Genomic DNA, 13792 nt, shown 5'->3' with positions numbered 1-13792 from the left:
GTAGGGTCTGGTGGATGCCCAAGCCGCTCAGCCTTCCCTTCGACCCCATCGCCCGCGCCGACGAACTCTGGGAGCGCCGCTGGGGTCCGGTGCCCTCGATGGCAGCCATCACCTCGATCATGCGGGCGCACCAGATCCTGCTCGGTGAGGTCGACGCCGTGGTGAAGCCGTACGGACTGACCTTCGCGCGGTACGAGGCCCTCGTGCTGCTGACGTTCTCGCAGGCCGGCGAGCTGACGATGTCGAAGATCGGCGAGCGGCTGATGGTCCACCCGACCTCGGTGACGAACACCGTGGACCGGCTGGTGCGCTCCGGGCTGGTGGCCAAGCGGCCCAACCCGAACGACGGGCGCGGCACGCTCGCGTCGATCACCGACAAGGGCCGCGAGGTCGTCGAGGCGGCGACCCGGGACCTGATGGAGATCGACTTCGGTCTCGGGGCGTACGACACCGAGGAGTGCGGGGAGATCTTCGCCCTGCTGCGCCCCCTGCGGGTGTCCGCCGGCGACTTCGACGAGAAGTAGTTCCCGTCACGGGGCCCGCGTCGATCACGGGCGTCGGGCACGACGTCGATCGCGATGTCGATCACGGGGGCCCGCGTCAAGATCGCGCAAAACGGACGGTTAGGCTCGTGGCCATGAAACGAAGCGTGCTGACCCGGTACCGGGTGATGGCCTTTGTCACTGCCGTGATGCTGCTGGTGCTGTGCACCTGCATGGTTTTCAAGTACGGCTTCGACAAGGGCGCCGACCTGACCTTCGTGGTCTCGCAGGCACACGGCGTGCTCTTCATGATCTACCTGGTCTTCGCCTTCGACCTGAGCTCCAAGGCCCGGTGGCCCTTCGGCAAGATGCTCTGGGTCATGGTCAGCGGAACGATTCCGCTCGCGGCCTTCTTCGTCGAGCGCAAGGTCCGCGCCGAGGTCGAACCGCTGGTCGAAGACGGTCTGACCACCGCCAAGGCCTAGAGCCGATGCCGGCGCGCGGCTCGCGGCACGGCTGAGCGGGGCACCCCCGGGACGACTCCCCGGGGGTTTGCCATCGACATTTACTAGGACGTCCTAGTAAATTCATGGGTATGGACGCTGACGCCATCGAGGAGGGCCGCCGTCGCTGGCAGGCCCGGTACGACAAAGCCCGCAAGCGCGAGGCCGATTTCACGACGCTCTCCGGCGACGCCGTCGATCCCGTCTACGGGCCCCGGCCCGGCGACTCGTACGAGGGATTCGAGCGCATCGGCTGGCCGGGAGAGTATCCCTACACCCGCGGCCTGCATGCCACCGGATACCGCGGGCGGACCTGGACGATCCGGCAGTTCGCCGGGTTCGGCAACGCCGAGCAGACCAACGAGCGCTACAAGATGATCCTGGCCGCCGGCGGTGGCGGGCTCTCCGTCGCCTTCGACATGCCGACCCTGATGGGACGCGACTCCGACGACCCCCGCGCCCTCGGCGAGGTGGGGCACTGCGGTGTGGCCATCGACTCCGCCGCCGACATGGAGATCCTGTTCAAGGACATCCCGCTCGGCGACGTCACCACCTCGATGACCATCAGCGGCCCCGCCGTCCCCGCCTTCTGCATGTACCTGGTCGCCGCCGAGCGTCAGGGTGTCGACCCGGCCGTGCTCAACGGCACGCTCCAGACCGACATCTTCAAGGAGTACATCGCCCAGAAGGAGTGGCTCTTCGAACCCGAGCCGCACCTGCGCCTCATCGGCGACCTCATGGAGTACTGCGCGAACGGCATCCCGGCCTACAAGCCGCTGTCCGTCTCCGGCTACCACATCCGCGAGGCCGGGGCCACGGCCGCGCAGGAACTCGCCTACACCCTCGCCGACGGCTTCGGCTACGTGGAACTCGGCCTCTCCCGCGGCCTGGACGTGGACCACTTCGCCTCCGGTCTCTCCTTCTTCTTCGACGCGCACCTCGACTTCTTCGAGGAGATCGCCAAGTTCCGCGCCGCCCGCAGGATCTGGGCCCGCTGGATGAAGGAGGTCTACGGCGCACAGTCCGACAAGACGATGTGGCTGCGCTTCCACACCCAGACCGCCGGCGTCTCCCTCACCGCCCAGCAGCCGTACAACAACGTCGTTCGGACCGCCGTGGAAGCCCTCGCGGCCGTCCTCGGCGGCACCAACTCGCTGCACACCAACGCCCTCGACGAGACCCTCGCCCTGCCGAGCGAGCAGGCGGCCGAGATCGCCCTGCGCACGCAGCAGGTGCTGATGGAGGAGACCGGCGTGGCCAACGTGGCCGACCCGCTGGGCGGTTCCTGGTACGTCGAGCAGCTCACCGACCGCATCGAGGCCGACGCCGAGAAGATCTTCGACCAGATCAAGGAGCGCGGACTGCGCGCCCATCCGGACGGACGGCACCCCATCGGGCCGATCACCTCGGGCATCCTGCGCGGCATCGAGGACGGCTGGTTCACCGGGGAGATCGCCGAATCGGCCTTCACCTACCAACGGTCCCTGGAGAAGGGCGACAAGCGGGTCGTCGGCGTCAACGTCCACCACGGATCGGTCACCGGCGACCTGGAGATCCTCCGGGTCAGCCACGAGGTGGAGCGGGTACAGGTCGAGGAACTGGCCGCGCGCAAGGGGCGTCGGGACGACGCCAAGGTCAAGGCCTCGCTCGACACCATGCTGGCCGCCGCCCGGGACGGCTCGAACATGATCCCGGCCATGCTGGACGCGGTGCGGGCCGAGGCCACCATGGGCGAGATCTGCAACGTCCTGCGGGACGAGTGGGGCACGTACACCGAGCCGCCCGGCTTCTGATCCCCGATCCCTGATCCGCGTGTGATCCACTCGTTCACGACAGCCGGTCGCGGTGCCCCCGGAAGGAGGCGCCGCGGCCGGCTTTCGCGTGGGCCGTGGCCCGGGTCCGGCTCAGGGGGTGTGGGGCCCGCGGCTCAGGCCGGTGTCGCGCCCAGGAGGCCGCGCATCAGCAGGGCCGTGAAGGTGGCCACCCAGATCTCGTCCACGGGCTCCGAGCTGACCAGGGCCCGGTGCACCACCGTGCCCGCGATCACGTCGAAGATCAGGTCCGTGGTGTGGTTCGCCAGGGACTCGTCCTCCTCGTAGGGGAGTTCGCCCCGAGCCTGCGCGCGCTCGCGCCCCAGTACGACGAGACGTTTCTGCCGGTCCACGATCGCCGACCGGATCCGGTCTCGCAGCGCCTCGTCGCGGGTGGACTCGGCGACCACCGCCATCAGGGCCGTACGGGCCTCCGGCCGTCGCAGCAACTCCGCGAAGCGCAGCACCACGTACTCGATGTCCGCTTCCAACGAGCCCCGGTCGGGCAGTTCGAGCGCGTCGAAGAGCTCCGCGACCGCGTCGACCACCAACTCGTTCTTGCTCGCCCACCGCCGGTACAGGGTGGTCTTCGCGACGCCGGCGCGGGCAGACACGTCGCCCATCGTCAGCTTCGACCAGCCCAGCTCGACCAGCGCGTCCCGCGTCGCGGCGAGGATCGCCTCGTCCGCCGCCGCACTGCGGGGACGGCCGGTGCGGCCTTGCGGGGAGCTGGTGCCGGGGCTGGGGTTGCGCATGGCGGTGACCATACCCGCCAGTAGGTGAACCGTCGGGGGCCCGTTCACTGTGGTTCAGATCACGGAGCGCCGGAGGTCCGGGGGAGTTACGCTACGGCTCGTAGCGTAAGAGCGACAACCACGCGAAGGCTACGGGCGCCGGGTGGGGACCTGGTGCCGACCTCAGGGAAGCAACGCAGTACCGACGCGACACCGGCGCCGCTCCACCGCGTCAGCGGGGGGAGCGGCGGTGGAGCGACAACACAGGCAACACCGACCACACGGGTAACACCGATCGGGTTCGCGCGGGAATTCCTCACGCGATCTTGTCCGATCTTTTTCGTCGGCGCGCGCACACGGGGGAGGATGTACGCATGCAGCCCAGAAACATGTCCATGAGCGGCGTCGTCGACCTCGCCGCGGTGAAGGCCGCCGGCGAAGCCAAGGCGAAGGCCGAGCAGGCGCGCGCCGAGGCGAACCGCCAGGGCGGCGCCGGAGCGGACGCCGCGCCCACCGGTGCCGTACCGCCGTCCGCGCTCGTCATCGACGTAGACGAGGCCGGTTTCGACCGCGATGTCATCCAGCTCTCCGACCAGGTTCCCGTCGTCCTCGACTTCTGGGCCGAGTGGTGTGAGCCGTGCAAGCAACTCAGCCCCCTCCTGGAGCGGCTGACCGTCGAGGCGAACGGTCGCCTCGTCCTGGCCAAGGTGGACGTCGACGCCAACCAGCTGCTCATGCAGCAGTTCGGCATCCAGGGCATCCCGGCCGTCTTCGCCGTGGTCGCCGGCCAGGTGCTGCCCCTGTTCCAGGGCGCGGCCCCCGAGCAGCAGATCCGCGAGACCCTGGCCCAGTTGGTCCAGGTCGCGGAGGAGCGCTTCGGTCTCATCGGCGTCCAGGTCGACCCGAGTGCCGAAGGAGCCCCGGTCGAGACCGCCGAGCCCGTCGGCCCGTACGACGCCCTTCTGGAGGCGGCCGTCGTCGCGCTCGACGCGGGCGACCTGGCCGGCGCGGTGCAGGCGTACAAGAACGTACTGGCCGACGCCCCGGCCAACACCGAGGCCAAGCTGGGCCTGGCCCAGGCGGAACTCCTCGTCCGGGTCCAGGACATGAACCCGCAGGCGGTGCGCACCGCGGCCGCCGAGAACCCCAAGGACCCGGCGGCGCAGATCGCCGCGGCCGACCTCGACCTGGTCGGCGGTCACGTGGAGGACGCCTTCGGTCGCCTGGTGGACACCGTGCGGGTGACGTTCGGTGACGATCGGGACACGGTACGCCTGAGGCTGCTGGAGCTGTTCGAAGTCATCGGTGCGGACGACCCCCGGGTGTCGGCGGCCCGCACGGCGCTCGCGCGGGTGCTCTTCTAGGCCCGGTCCGGAAGCGGTCCGTGGCCGGTCCGGGGGTGTCCCCGGAGGTCGGCGGGCCGCCGGTGATTTGTTGACACATAGAGAAACAGCGGCCGCACTTTGCCAAAACTTGGTAATTCCGGCCGCTGTTACTCGCAGTAAGTCGAACCCCGCGATCTGTCCGGTTGGTTCACTCGTTCCCCGTTTGTCGTGGCCCTGGGTAACACCCTGTGTTGCCTCTCGACGACAGTGGGCCTCACTCCGGTTATCCAGCCGTTACCCGCCAGTAATGAACCCCCTTGTGCCCCGGCCGTGAATGGACCACGATCGGCCACGCTCGGTCCTTCCCGCAGAGCCGCTCATCCGGAGCCGCGGTGGAGGGTCCCCACCGAGTCGGCCTGTGGCAGTGGCACCGGCCGTGGGACAGGGGGGTACTTGCCGCACCGGCAGGGCCTGTCCCCCCAGGTTGCGCGAACGCGTGGCCCAGTGGTTGTCGCTCGGGGGTGAACGCCTGTGTACGGACGCGGCCTGGTCGCGGCTCGGCCGCTCGCGCTTCTTCCCGAGGACGTAGCACTTCTCCCATCCCAGGACGGGCACTGCCCGGACCGGAGATGTACGTCCGAGAAGGAGGAACGAAAATGAGTTCTCAGGTTCGTGGTGGGACCAGATGGAAGCGCTTCGCTCTCGTCATGGTGCCGAGCATCGCGGCCACGGCCGCGGTCGGTGTGGGTCTGGCGCAGGGTGCCCTCGCGGCGTCCTTCAGCGTCTCGGGCCAGGACTTCAAGGTCTCGGCCGACATGCTCGATGGTGACGACCTCATCCAGTACGGCAGCGTCGCCAAGGGCAAGGGCCTCGACGGCAAGGACGCGGCGCACCCGGTCACCATCTCCGGGTTCCGGCACGCCGAGATCACCAACATGTGCCAGTCGCTGGTCACCCCGATTCCGGGCATCGGCAACATCACGATGAAGCTCCAGACCGGCAACAAGGGCAAGCCGGCGGTCGCGGAGAACATCTACCTGGATGTCGCCGAGCTGGACACCGACGCCACGTTCACCAACCTGGACATCGGTGTCGCGGTCGACGCGGCGGGCGGCACCAAGGAGCACCCCACCGCGCCGCAGGCCGGCACGGTGGCGAACGGTGCCCTGTTCGCGCAGCGCGCCAAGAAGGCCGTGCTGACGGACGTGAAGCAGAAGGCCTGGGCGACGACGGCGGGTACGTTCACGCTGCCGGACCTCAAGCTGCGCCTGCTCAGCGGCGACCAGCCGTGCTACAAGGACTCCGACGTCAAGTAGTCGGACCGGTGAGTGGTCGGGAGGGCCGGTGGATGTCGTCGCCGACCCTCCCGGTCGCCACACAGTTTTCCGTACCACCGTTTCCAGGGAGCTGTTGTCCATGAACCCCGAGGCCCCGGTTCGCGCCGCAGACGCAGATACCCACTGGCTCACCGCGGGACGCCACCACTTCCGCGCCTGGAGGGGGCAACGCCCATTCTGGGCAGGACTGTTCACCATCCTCGGTGGCATTCCGATCATGTACTTCCCCTACGGGGACCTCCGGTTGGGCAACGTCTCCCTCGCCATGGCGACGACCACGGGCTCCAGTTCGCTGATCATCGGCGTACTGCTGGTCACCCTGGGCCTGGCCCTCTGGTTCCAGCAGACCATCCGGGTCTTCGCCGGTGTCGCCGCGATCCTCCTGGCCCTGCTGTCCCTCCCGGTGTCCAACCTCGGTGGCTTCTTCATCGGCTTCCTCTTCTCCCTGCTGGGCGGAGCCCTCGCGCTCTCCTGGGCCCCCGGCAAGTCGGCCGCCGAGGAAGAAGTCGATTCCACGGACAAGGACGAAGCGCTCGCGGACGGCGCGTACCTGGCCGTCCCCGGTCCCCGCGACACGGAAACGGCTTACGCGACCGAGACGACTGCCCACGCCGATGGCGGGAGGAACAGTGCGGGGTGACGAGACGCAGCGGGGTTCGACCCCAGATGCGGAGTCCCGTGAGAGAAAAGGCCCGCGACACGCGGCGCCCAGGAAGTCGCTGCTGACCAAGTTCCAGATACCCGTCGGCAAGACGATGGCACTGGCGGCCATGCCGACCGCCGTGTTCGTCGGGATGGGCATGGCCCCCAAGCTGGCCCTGGCCGACGACAAGGACATCCCCTTCGCGCCCGGTCCCTGCGTGACGCGGTCCGACGAGCCCGCGGAGTCGGCCTCGCCCTCCGCGTCCAAGTCGCCCTCGCCGAGCGCCAGTGCGAGCACCTCGCCGAGCGCGACCCCCTCGCCCGGTGCGAGCGCGGTGGCGCCTAAGCCCGGCACGAAGCCGTCCGCTTCCAAGCCCGCCACGCCCGAGAAGGCCAAGCAGAGCACTCCGGCGGCCACCCCGTCCGCGAGCGCCTCCCCGTCGCCGTCCGCCTCGGCGGCCAAGCCCGCCAACCCCCTCGACCCGCTGGGCGTCGGCGACAAGGTCAAGGACTTCTTCGACGAGCTCGGCAAGCCCCTCAAGGGCACCGAGAAGCCGGCCACCCCGGCGCCCACCACGTCCACCGCGCCCAAGCCCGACCCGTCGGCGGACGCGATCCGCGAGGCGGCGAAGCAGGCGGGCGCCAAGGTCGAGGAACTGCCCCAGGACGTCAAGGACACCGCCAAGTCCCCCAAGGACGAGACGGGCAAGGCCACCGACAAGGACAAGGCCGACAAGGACAAGACCGGCAAGGACGAATCCGACGAGAAGAAGGACGACGACGAGGACAAGACCTCGCCGTCTCCCTCTCCCTCGACCTCGGCGACCAAGGACGCGGACGGGAAGGAACCCTTCCCCTGCCCGACCTACGACGCCCAGGCACTGGCCGACGCCAAGCTGGAGCCGGGCATCCCGCTCCTGCCCGACGAGCCCTGGTACCTCGACAGCTCCCGACTGACCCTCTACGGCCTGGACTACGCGGGCATCGTCGAGGTGAAGACGGCGGGCGGCAAGATCAAGAAGGTCCTGAAGTTCACGGCGGACTCCCTGGACATCAAGGACCTGTACCAGACCGTCGGCAAGGAGGGGAACGTCGCCCACCTGAAGTCGCGTCCGGGCTCCACGTCCACCATCCGCGGCGCCACGGTGACGATGTACACCGAGAGCCTCAAGGGGAAGCTCTTCGGGCTGATCCCGATCGAGTTCACCCCGAACAGCCCGCCGCCCCTGAACGTCCCCTTCGCGTTCTTCACGGACGTCAAGGTCGTCCAGGCCGGCCAGTTCGGCGGCAACCTCACGGTCCCGGGCCTCAAGAACTACGTCGGCCCGCCGGAGTAGAACCCCGCACAGCCCGCACGCACGACTGAGGCCCGCTTCCTTCCCGGAGCGGGCCTCAGTCGCCTGTGTGCTGCTCGATCGCTGCTCCAGCACCGGGACGAGGTGCCATGAGAACCCGTTTCCACGCCAACCACGACGAACCGCTGATGGTCCACTTCGAGATCATCGGCGGCCAGTGCCTCATCCCTCCGGGCGACTGGATCGATGTGGAGTTCGCCGAGTCCGATCCGCCGAGCTCGGTCCACCTCCGGGGCGGCGCCCTGATCCTGACCCAGGAGGGCTTCGGCTCCATGCGGGTCTGGGACTCCACGGGCCGGGAGATCGACCCCGGCGGGGAGTAGTGGCCGTACGCGGCCACCGAAAACACCGAGGCCCGCTCCCCCACGGGGGAGCGGGCCTCGGTGTTTTCGGCGGCAGAGCCGGCCGGGTCGGTCAGGCGCGGGAGTCGTCGCCGCCCAGGTGGTGGACGCGGACCATGTTGGTCGTGCCCGGGACACCGGGAGGGGAGCCGGCCGTGATGATCATCGAGTCGCCCGGGTGGTAGCGGTTGAGCTTCAGCAGTTCCGCGTCCACCAGGTCGACCATCGCGTCGGTGTTGTCCACGTGCGGGACCACGTACGACTCGACGCCCCAGCTCAGCGTGAGCTGGTTGCGGGTGCCGGTGTCGGTGGTGAAGGCCAGGATCGGCTGGCACGCGCGGTAGCGCGACAGGCGGCGGGCCGTGTCACCGGACTGGGTGAAGGCGACGAGCGCCTTCGCGTCGAGGAAGTCGGCGATCTCGCAGGCCGCGCGGGCGACGGCGCCGCCCTGGGTGCGCGGCTTCTTGCCCGGGACCAGCGGCTGGAGACCCTTGGAGAGCAGTTCCTCCTCGGCCGCCGTGACGATCTTCGACATCGTCTTGACGGTCTCGATCGGGTAGGCGCCGACCGAGGACTCGGCGGACAGCATGACCGCGTCCGCACCGTCGAGGATGGCGTTGGCGACGTCGGAGGCCTCGGCGCGCGTCGGGCGCGAGTTGGTGATCATCGACTCCATCATCTGGGTCGCGACGATCACCGGCTTGGCGTTGCGGCGGCACATCTCGATGAGCCGCTTCTGGACCATCGGGACCTTTTCGAGCGGATACTCGACGGCCAGGTCGCCGCGGGCCACCATGACGGCGTCGAAGGCGTCCACCACGGCCGCCATGTTCTCGACGGCCTGCGGCTTCTCCACCTTGGCGATGACGGGGACCCGGCGGCCGACCTCGTCCATGACCTTGTGGACGTCCTTGACGTCGTTGGCGTCGCGGACGAAGGACAGGGCGACCATGTCGCAGCCCATCCGCAGCGCGAAGCGCAGGTCGTCGACGTCCTTCTCCGACAGGGCGGGGACGTTGACGGCGGCACCCGGCAGGTTGATGCCCTTGTGGTCCGAGATGACACCGCCCTCGATGACGATGGTCTTGACCTTGGGGCCCTCGACCGCGGTCACACGGAGCTCGACGTTGCCGTCGTTGATCAGGATCGGGTCGCCCTGGGAGACGTCGCCCGGCAGACCCTTGTAGGTGGTTCCGCAGATGGACTTGTCGCCGGGGACGTCCTCGGTGGTGATGGTGAACTCGTCACCGCGCACCAGCTCGACGGGCCCCTCGGCGAAGGTCTCCAGACGGATCTTCGGACCCTGGAGGTCGGCGAGGACGCCGACGGCACGCCCGGTGTCCTCGGAGACCTTCCGGACGCGGTCGTACCGCTCCTGGTGTTCTGCCTGGGATCCGTGGCTGAAGTTGAATCGGGCCACGTTCATGCCTGCCTCGATGAGTGCTTTCAGCTGCTCATACGAGTCGACGGCGGGGCCCAGGGTGCAGACGATTTTGGAACGGCGCATGAAGCGGATCCTATCCGGTTTGTTTCGCAGCGGAATATTCCGTCTGGTGGAAAGTCCAAGTGACTACTGAGTAACCAGCGCGTACGTCTGGGCGGCGATCTCCAGTTCCTCGTCCGTCGGGACCACGGCCACGGCCACCCGGGCGTACTCCGTCGAGATCAGGCGCGGCTCGGAGGAGCGTGCCGCGTTGGCCTCCAGGTCGAGCGCGAGGCCCAGCTCGGCCAGCCCGTCGACCGCGGCCTCCCGGACCTGGTGGGCGTTCTCGCCCACCCCCGCCGTGAACGTCACCGCGTCCACCCGGCCGAGCACGGCCGAGTAGGCGCCGATGTACTTCTTCAGGCGGTGGACGTAGGCGGCGAAGGCGGTCGTCGCCGCCTCGTCGCCCTCGCCCGCGCGCCGCAGCACCTCGCGCATGTCGTTGTCGCCGCACATGCCCAGCAGACCGCTCTTCTTGTTCAGGAGCGAATCGATCTCATCCACCGAGAGGCCGCCTACCCGCGCCAGGTGGAAGATCACGGCCGGATCCAGGTCGCCCGAGCGGGTTCCCATGACCAGGCCCTCCAGCGGGGTCAGCCCCATGGAGGTCTCCACGCACACCCCGCCGCGCACGGCCGAGGCCGAGGCGCCGTTGCCCAGGTGCAGCACGATCACGTTCACGTCCTCCACCGGCCTGCCGAGGAGCTCGGCCGTGGCCCGCGAGACGTAGGCGTGGGAGGTGCCGTGGAAGCCGTACCGCCGGATGGAGTACTTGTCCGCCGTCTCGGCGTCGATCGCGTACCGGGCCACGTGCTCCGGCATCGTCGAGTGGAAGGCGGTGTCGAAGACGGCCACCTGCGGCAGGTCGGCGCGCAGCGAGCGGGCCACCTCGATGCCCGTCACGTTCGCCGGGTTGTGCAGCGGGGCGAGCGGGATCAGGCTGCGGATCTCCGCCAGCACCTCGTCGTCGATCACCGTCGGCCGGGTGAACCTGGTCCCGCCGTGCACGACCCGGTGCCCCACGGCCGCGAGCTCGGGGGAGTCCAGCCCCAGGCCGTCGGCGTCCAGCTCCTCGGCCACCGCCCGCAGCGCGGCCTCGTGGTCGGCGATCGCGCCGACCCGCTCGCGCTTGCCGCCGGCGGCGCCGGGGCCGGTCAGGGGTTCGTGGACCAGGCGCGAGGTCTCCTCCCCGATCCGCTCCACCAGCCCGACGGCGAGACGGCGGGAGTCCACCATGTCGAGGAGCTGGTACTTCACCGACGAGGAGCCGGAGTTGAGGACGAGTACGCGCGATGCGGTCACGGGTGCGGTGCCTTCTCGTGTGTGGGGGCTCGTGTGTGGGGGTGACTCGTGGGGGCGGGTCGTGGGGGTGACCCGTGGGGGTGGAGGTGGCCTGCGGGTCAGCCGGTCGTCTGCTGCGTCTGCTGCGTCTGGGCCTGGATCGCGGTGATCGCCACGGTGGTGACGATGTCCTGGACCAGGGCGCCGCGCGAGAGGTCGTTGACCGGCTTGCGCAGGCCCTGCAGGACCGGGCCGACCGCGACGGCGCCCGCCGAGCGCTGTACGGCCTTGTACGTGTTGTTGCCCGTGTTGAGGTCGGGGAAGATCAGCACGCTCGCGCGGCCGGCCACCTCCGACTCGGGCAGCTTGGTCGCCGCGACCGAGGGTTCCACGGCGGCGTCGTACTGGATCGGACCCTCGATCAGCAGGTCGGGGTGCAGCTCGCGGACGATCTCGGTGGCCTTGCGCACCTTGTCGACGTCCGCTCCGGAGCCGGACGTGCCGGTGGAGTACGAGAGCATCGCGATCCGCGGCTCGACGCCGAAGGCGGCGGCGGTGGCCGCCGACTGGACGGCGATGTCCGCGAGCTGCTCGGCGCCCGGGTCCGGATTGACCGCGCAGTCCCCGTAGACGAGGACCTTGTCGGCCAGGCACATGAAGAAGACCGAGGAGACGATGGAGGCGTCGGGCTTGGTCTTGATGATCTCGAAGGCCGGGCGGATCGTCGCGGCGGTGGAGTGCACCGAGCCCGAGACCATGCCGTCGGCCAGACCCTCCTGGACCATCAGGGTGCCGAAGTAGTTGACGTCGGTGACCACGTCGTGGGCCAGCTCGACGGTCATGCCCTTGTGGGCGCGGACCTGGGCGTAGTACTCGGCGAATCGTTCCCGCAGGGGAGAGGTCGCCGGGTCGATCAGCTGGGCCCCCGAGATGTCGATGCCCAGGTCGGCGGCCTTCTTCACGATCGCCTGCTCCTCGCCGAGCAGGGTCAGGTCACAGACCCCGCGCCGCAGGACCACGTCCGCGGCGCGCAGCACCCGCTCCTCGGAGCCCTCGGGCAGCACCACGCGGCGGCGCTCGGAACGGGCCCGCTCCAGCAGCTCGTGCTCGAACATCATCGGGGTGACGCGCTCGGAACGCGCCACCGACAGCAGGTCCCGCAGCTCCGCGGTGTCCACATGACGCTCGAACAGGCCGAGCGCGGTCTCCAGCTTGCGCGGGGTCGCCGAGTTCAACCGGCTCTGCAGCGAGAAGAGTTCCGCGGCCGTGGGGAAGCTGTTGCCGGCGACCGAGACCACCGGGGTGCCCGGCGCGAGCTTCGAGGCCAGTGTCAGCACGGCCGGGGTCGGCCGCTCGTTGAGCGTCAACAGCACGCCGGCGATCGGCGGGGTGCCGGAGGTGTGCGCGGCGAGCGCGCCCACGACCAGGTCGGAACGGTCCCCGGGGGTGACCACCAGGCATCCGGGGGTCAGCGCGTTGAGGAAGTTCGGCAGCATCGCCCCGCCGAAGACGAAGTCCACCGCGTCGCGCGCCAGCCCGGCCTCGTCGCCCAGCAGCACCTCGCCGCCCAGGGCGCGGGTGATCTCGGCGACGGTCGGCGCGGAGAGCGACTTGTCGTCCGGCAGCACGTAGCAGGGCACCGGCATCCGGGCGGCCAGCCGCTCGGCGATGTGGTCCCGGTCCTCGGCCGCCACCCGGTTGACGACCATCGCCACGACGTGACAGCCCAGGCTCTCGTACGCCCGGTACGCGTTGCGGGTCTCGTCGCGCACGGCCTCGGCGGGGTGCCTGGTACCGCCCACGACGGGCACGACCACGGCCCCCAGCTCGTTGGCGAGGCGGGCGTTCAGCGCCAGCTCGTCCGGGAGGTTGGTGTCGGCGTAGTCGGTGCCCAGGACGAGCATGACCTCGTAGTCCCGGGCCACCCGGTGGTAGCGGTCGACGAGCCGGGAGACCAGTTCGTCGGTACCCTTCTCGGCCTGGATGGCCCAGGCCTCGTGGTATTCCATGCCGTGGGCCGTCGCCGGGTCCTGGTCGATCCGGTAGCGGGCCTTCAGCAGGTCGAAGAGCCGGTCCGGCGCGTCGTGCAACAACGGACGGTAGACACCTACCCGGGCTGTCTGGCGGGTCAGCAGCTCCATGATTCCCAGCTCGACGACCTGCCGGCCGTCCCCCCGCTCGATACCGGTCACGTACACGCTGCGCGTCACGCGTGCTCTCCGTCCATGTGTCGCCGCGGCGCGGTTCCTGCGATCCGCGCGCGGATCTCCGAGTCGGTTGCCCCGGTTGATCTGGGCCTGACCTCTTGACAATACCTCTGCGGGCAGATAGGTCGCCCGCCGGGAAAAAGGCCTGTCCAGGGGGGCCGAAAGGCCCGCCGGGGGTGGTGGCGCGCAGAGCGACCCGCCCTCGGCCCATGGAACAATCGGACAGGCTTCATCAATACGCCCTTCATATGTACGGCCGTGTGCCCGCACGCGTACGGCCGGGTACGACCA

At 69.5% G+C, this 13792-nt stretch carries 12 protein-coding genes; 8 read left to right on the top strand and 4 right to left on the bottom strand.

Annotation, left to right across the window (positions count from 1 at the left end; translation table 11 throughout):
• Window positions 1-14: 14 nt before the first annotated feature.
• The 3 genes from ACFYW3_RS21595 to ACFYW3_RS21585 all read left to right on the top strand — a co-directional run bounded on the left by ACFYW3_RS21595 (window position 15) and on the right by ACFYW3_RS21585 (window position 2778).
• A complete protein-coding gene (locus ACFYW3_RS21595) occupies window positions 15-524 on the top strand; it encodes a MarR family winged helix-turn-helix transcriptional regulator (protein ID WP_053677500.1) in 510 nt (169 codons plus the stop codon).
• A gap of 113 nt (window positions 525-637) precedes the next feature.
• Window positions 638-967 (top strand): DUF3817 domain-containing protein, encoded by a 330-nt coding sequence (locus ACFYW3_RS21590; protein ID WP_053677720.1) that lies wholly within the window; start codon window positions 638-640, stop codon window positions 965-967.
• A gap of 110 nt (window positions 968-1077) precedes the next feature.
• Window positions 1078-2778 carry a methylmalonyl-CoA mutase gene (locus ACFYW3_RS21585; protein ID WP_053677502.1) on the top strand — a complete coding sequence of 567 codons (1701 nt, stop codon included), beginning with the start codon at window positions 1078-1080 and terminating at the stop codon, window positions 2776-2778.
• A gap of 134 nt (window positions 2779-2912) precedes the next feature.
• On the opposite strand, the gene ACFYW3_RS21580 is transcribed toward ACFYW3_RS21585, so the two are convergent.
• Complete coding sequence (locus tag ACFYW3_RS21580; protein ID WP_351757127.1) at window positions 2913-3551, bottom strand: TetR/AcrR family transcriptional regulator; 639 nt, start codon at window positions 3549-3551, stop codon at window positions 2913-2915.
• A 353-nt stretch (window positions 3552-3904) separates the two neighbouring features.
• Here ACFYW3_RS21580 and ACFYW3_RS21575 point away from each other — a divergent pair, with 353 nt between their 5' ends.
• From ACFYW3_RS21575 to ACFYW3_RS21555, 5 genes are all read left to right on the top strand, one after another.
• On the top strand, window positions 3905-4894 hold the full coding sequence (locus ACFYW3_RS21575; protein ID WP_351757124.1) for a tetratricopeptide repeat protein: 990 nt from the start codon (window positions 3905-3907) through the stop codon (window positions 4892-4894).
• Window positions 4895-5511: 617 nt separating this feature from the next.
• Window positions 5512-6171, top strand: coding sequence for a DUF6230 family protein (locus ACFYW3_RS21570; protein WP_389386995.1), 660 nt, complete (start codon window positions 5512-5514; stop codon window positions 6169-6171).
• A 100-nt stretch (window positions 6172-6271) separates the two neighbouring features.
• Window positions 6272-6832, top strand: a complete 561-nt coding sequence (locus ACFYW3_RS21565) for a DUF6114 domain-containing protein (protein ID WP_351757119.1) — start codon at window positions 6272-6274, stop codon at window positions 6830-6832.
• Complete coding sequence (locus tag ACFYW3_RS21560; RefSeq protein WP_351757116.1) at window positions 6822-8171, top strand: hypothetical protein; 1350 nt, start codon at window positions 6822-6824, stop codon at window positions 8169-8171. The genes ACFYW3_RS21565 and ACFYW3_RS21560 overlap by 11 nt, the downstream gene beginning before the upstream one ends.
• A 107-nt stretch (window positions 8172-8278) precedes the next feature.
• Window positions 8279-8512 (top strand): hypothetical protein, encoded by a 234-nt coding sequence (locus ACFYW3_RS21555; protein ID WP_351757114.1) that lies wholly within the window; start codon window positions 8279-8281, stop codon window positions 8510-8512.
• A 91-nt stretch (window positions 8513-8603) separates the two neighbouring features.
• Here the strand turns inward: ACFYW3_RS21555 and pyk are convergent, their stop codons facing one another.
• From pyk to pta, 3 genes are all read right to left on the bottom strand, one after another.
• On the bottom strand, window positions 8604-10037 hold the full coding sequence (gene pyk, locus ACFYW3_RS21550) for a pyruvate kinase (protein WP_053677515.1): 1434 nt from the start codon (window positions 10035-10037) through the stop codon (window positions 8604-8606).
• Between the two features lie 63 nt (window positions 10038-10100).
• Window positions 10101-11315, bottom strand: coding sequence for an acetate kinase (locus ACFYW3_RS21545; RefSeq protein WP_389386994.1), 1215 nt, complete (start codon window positions 11313-11315; stop codon window positions 10101-10103).
• 98 nt (window positions 11316-11413) lie between these two features.
• On the bottom strand, window positions 11414-13504 hold the full coding sequence (pta, locus tag ACFYW3_RS21540) for a phosphate acetyltransferase (RefSeq protein ID WP_351757108.1): 2091 nt from the start codon (window positions 13502-13504) through the stop codon (window positions 11414-11416).
• Between the last annotated feature and the right edge of the window lie 288 nt (window positions 13505-13792).

Origin of the sequence: Streptomyces sp. NPDC002602 (genome assembly GCF_042889445.1) — a bacterium.
Taxonomy (GTDB): Bacteria; Actinomycetota; Actinomycetes; order Streptomycetales; family Streptomycetaceae; genus Streptomyces.
The sequence above is the reverse complement of the archived record's forward strand: the minus strand, read 5'-3'. Positions and strand labels throughout refer to the sequence as shown.

Coding starts and splice junctions, on each gene's coding strand:
- ACFYW3_RS21595 (WP_053677500.1), top strand. CDS start 15: ATGCCCAAGCCGCTCAGCCTTCCCTTCGACCCCATCGCCCGCGCCGAC.
- ACFYW3_RS21590 (WP_053677720.1), top strand. CDS start 638: ATGAAACGAAGCGTGCTGACCCGGTACCGGGTGATGGCCTTTGTCACT.
- ACFYW3_RS21585 (WP_053677502.1), top strand. CDS start 1,078: ATGGACGCTGACGCCATCGAGGAGGGCCGCCGTCGCTGGCAGGCCCGG.
- ACFYW3_RS21580 (WP_351757127.1), bottom strand. CDS start 3,551: ATGCGCAACCCCAGCCCCGGCACCAGCTCCCCGCAAGGCCGCACCGGC.
- ACFYW3_RS21575 (WP_351757124.1), top strand. CDS start 3,905: ATGCAGCCCAGAAACATGTCCATGAGCGGCGTCGTCGACCTCGCCGCG.
- ACFYW3_RS21570 (WP_389386995.1), top strand. CDS start 5,512: ATGAGTTCTCAGGTTCGTGGTGGGACCAGATGGAAGCGCTTCGCTCTC.
- ACFYW3_RS21565 (WP_351757119.1), top strand. CDS start 6,272: ATGAACCCCGAGGCCCCGGTTCGCGCCGCAGACGCAGATACCCACTGG.
- ACFYW3_RS21555 (WP_351757114.1), top strand. CDS start 8,279: ATGAGAACCCGTTTCCACGCCAACCACGACGAACCGCTGATGGTCCAC.
- pyk (WP_053677515.1), bottom strand. CDS start 10,037: ATGCGCCGTTCCAAAATCGTCTGCACCCTGGGCCCCGCCGTCGACTCG.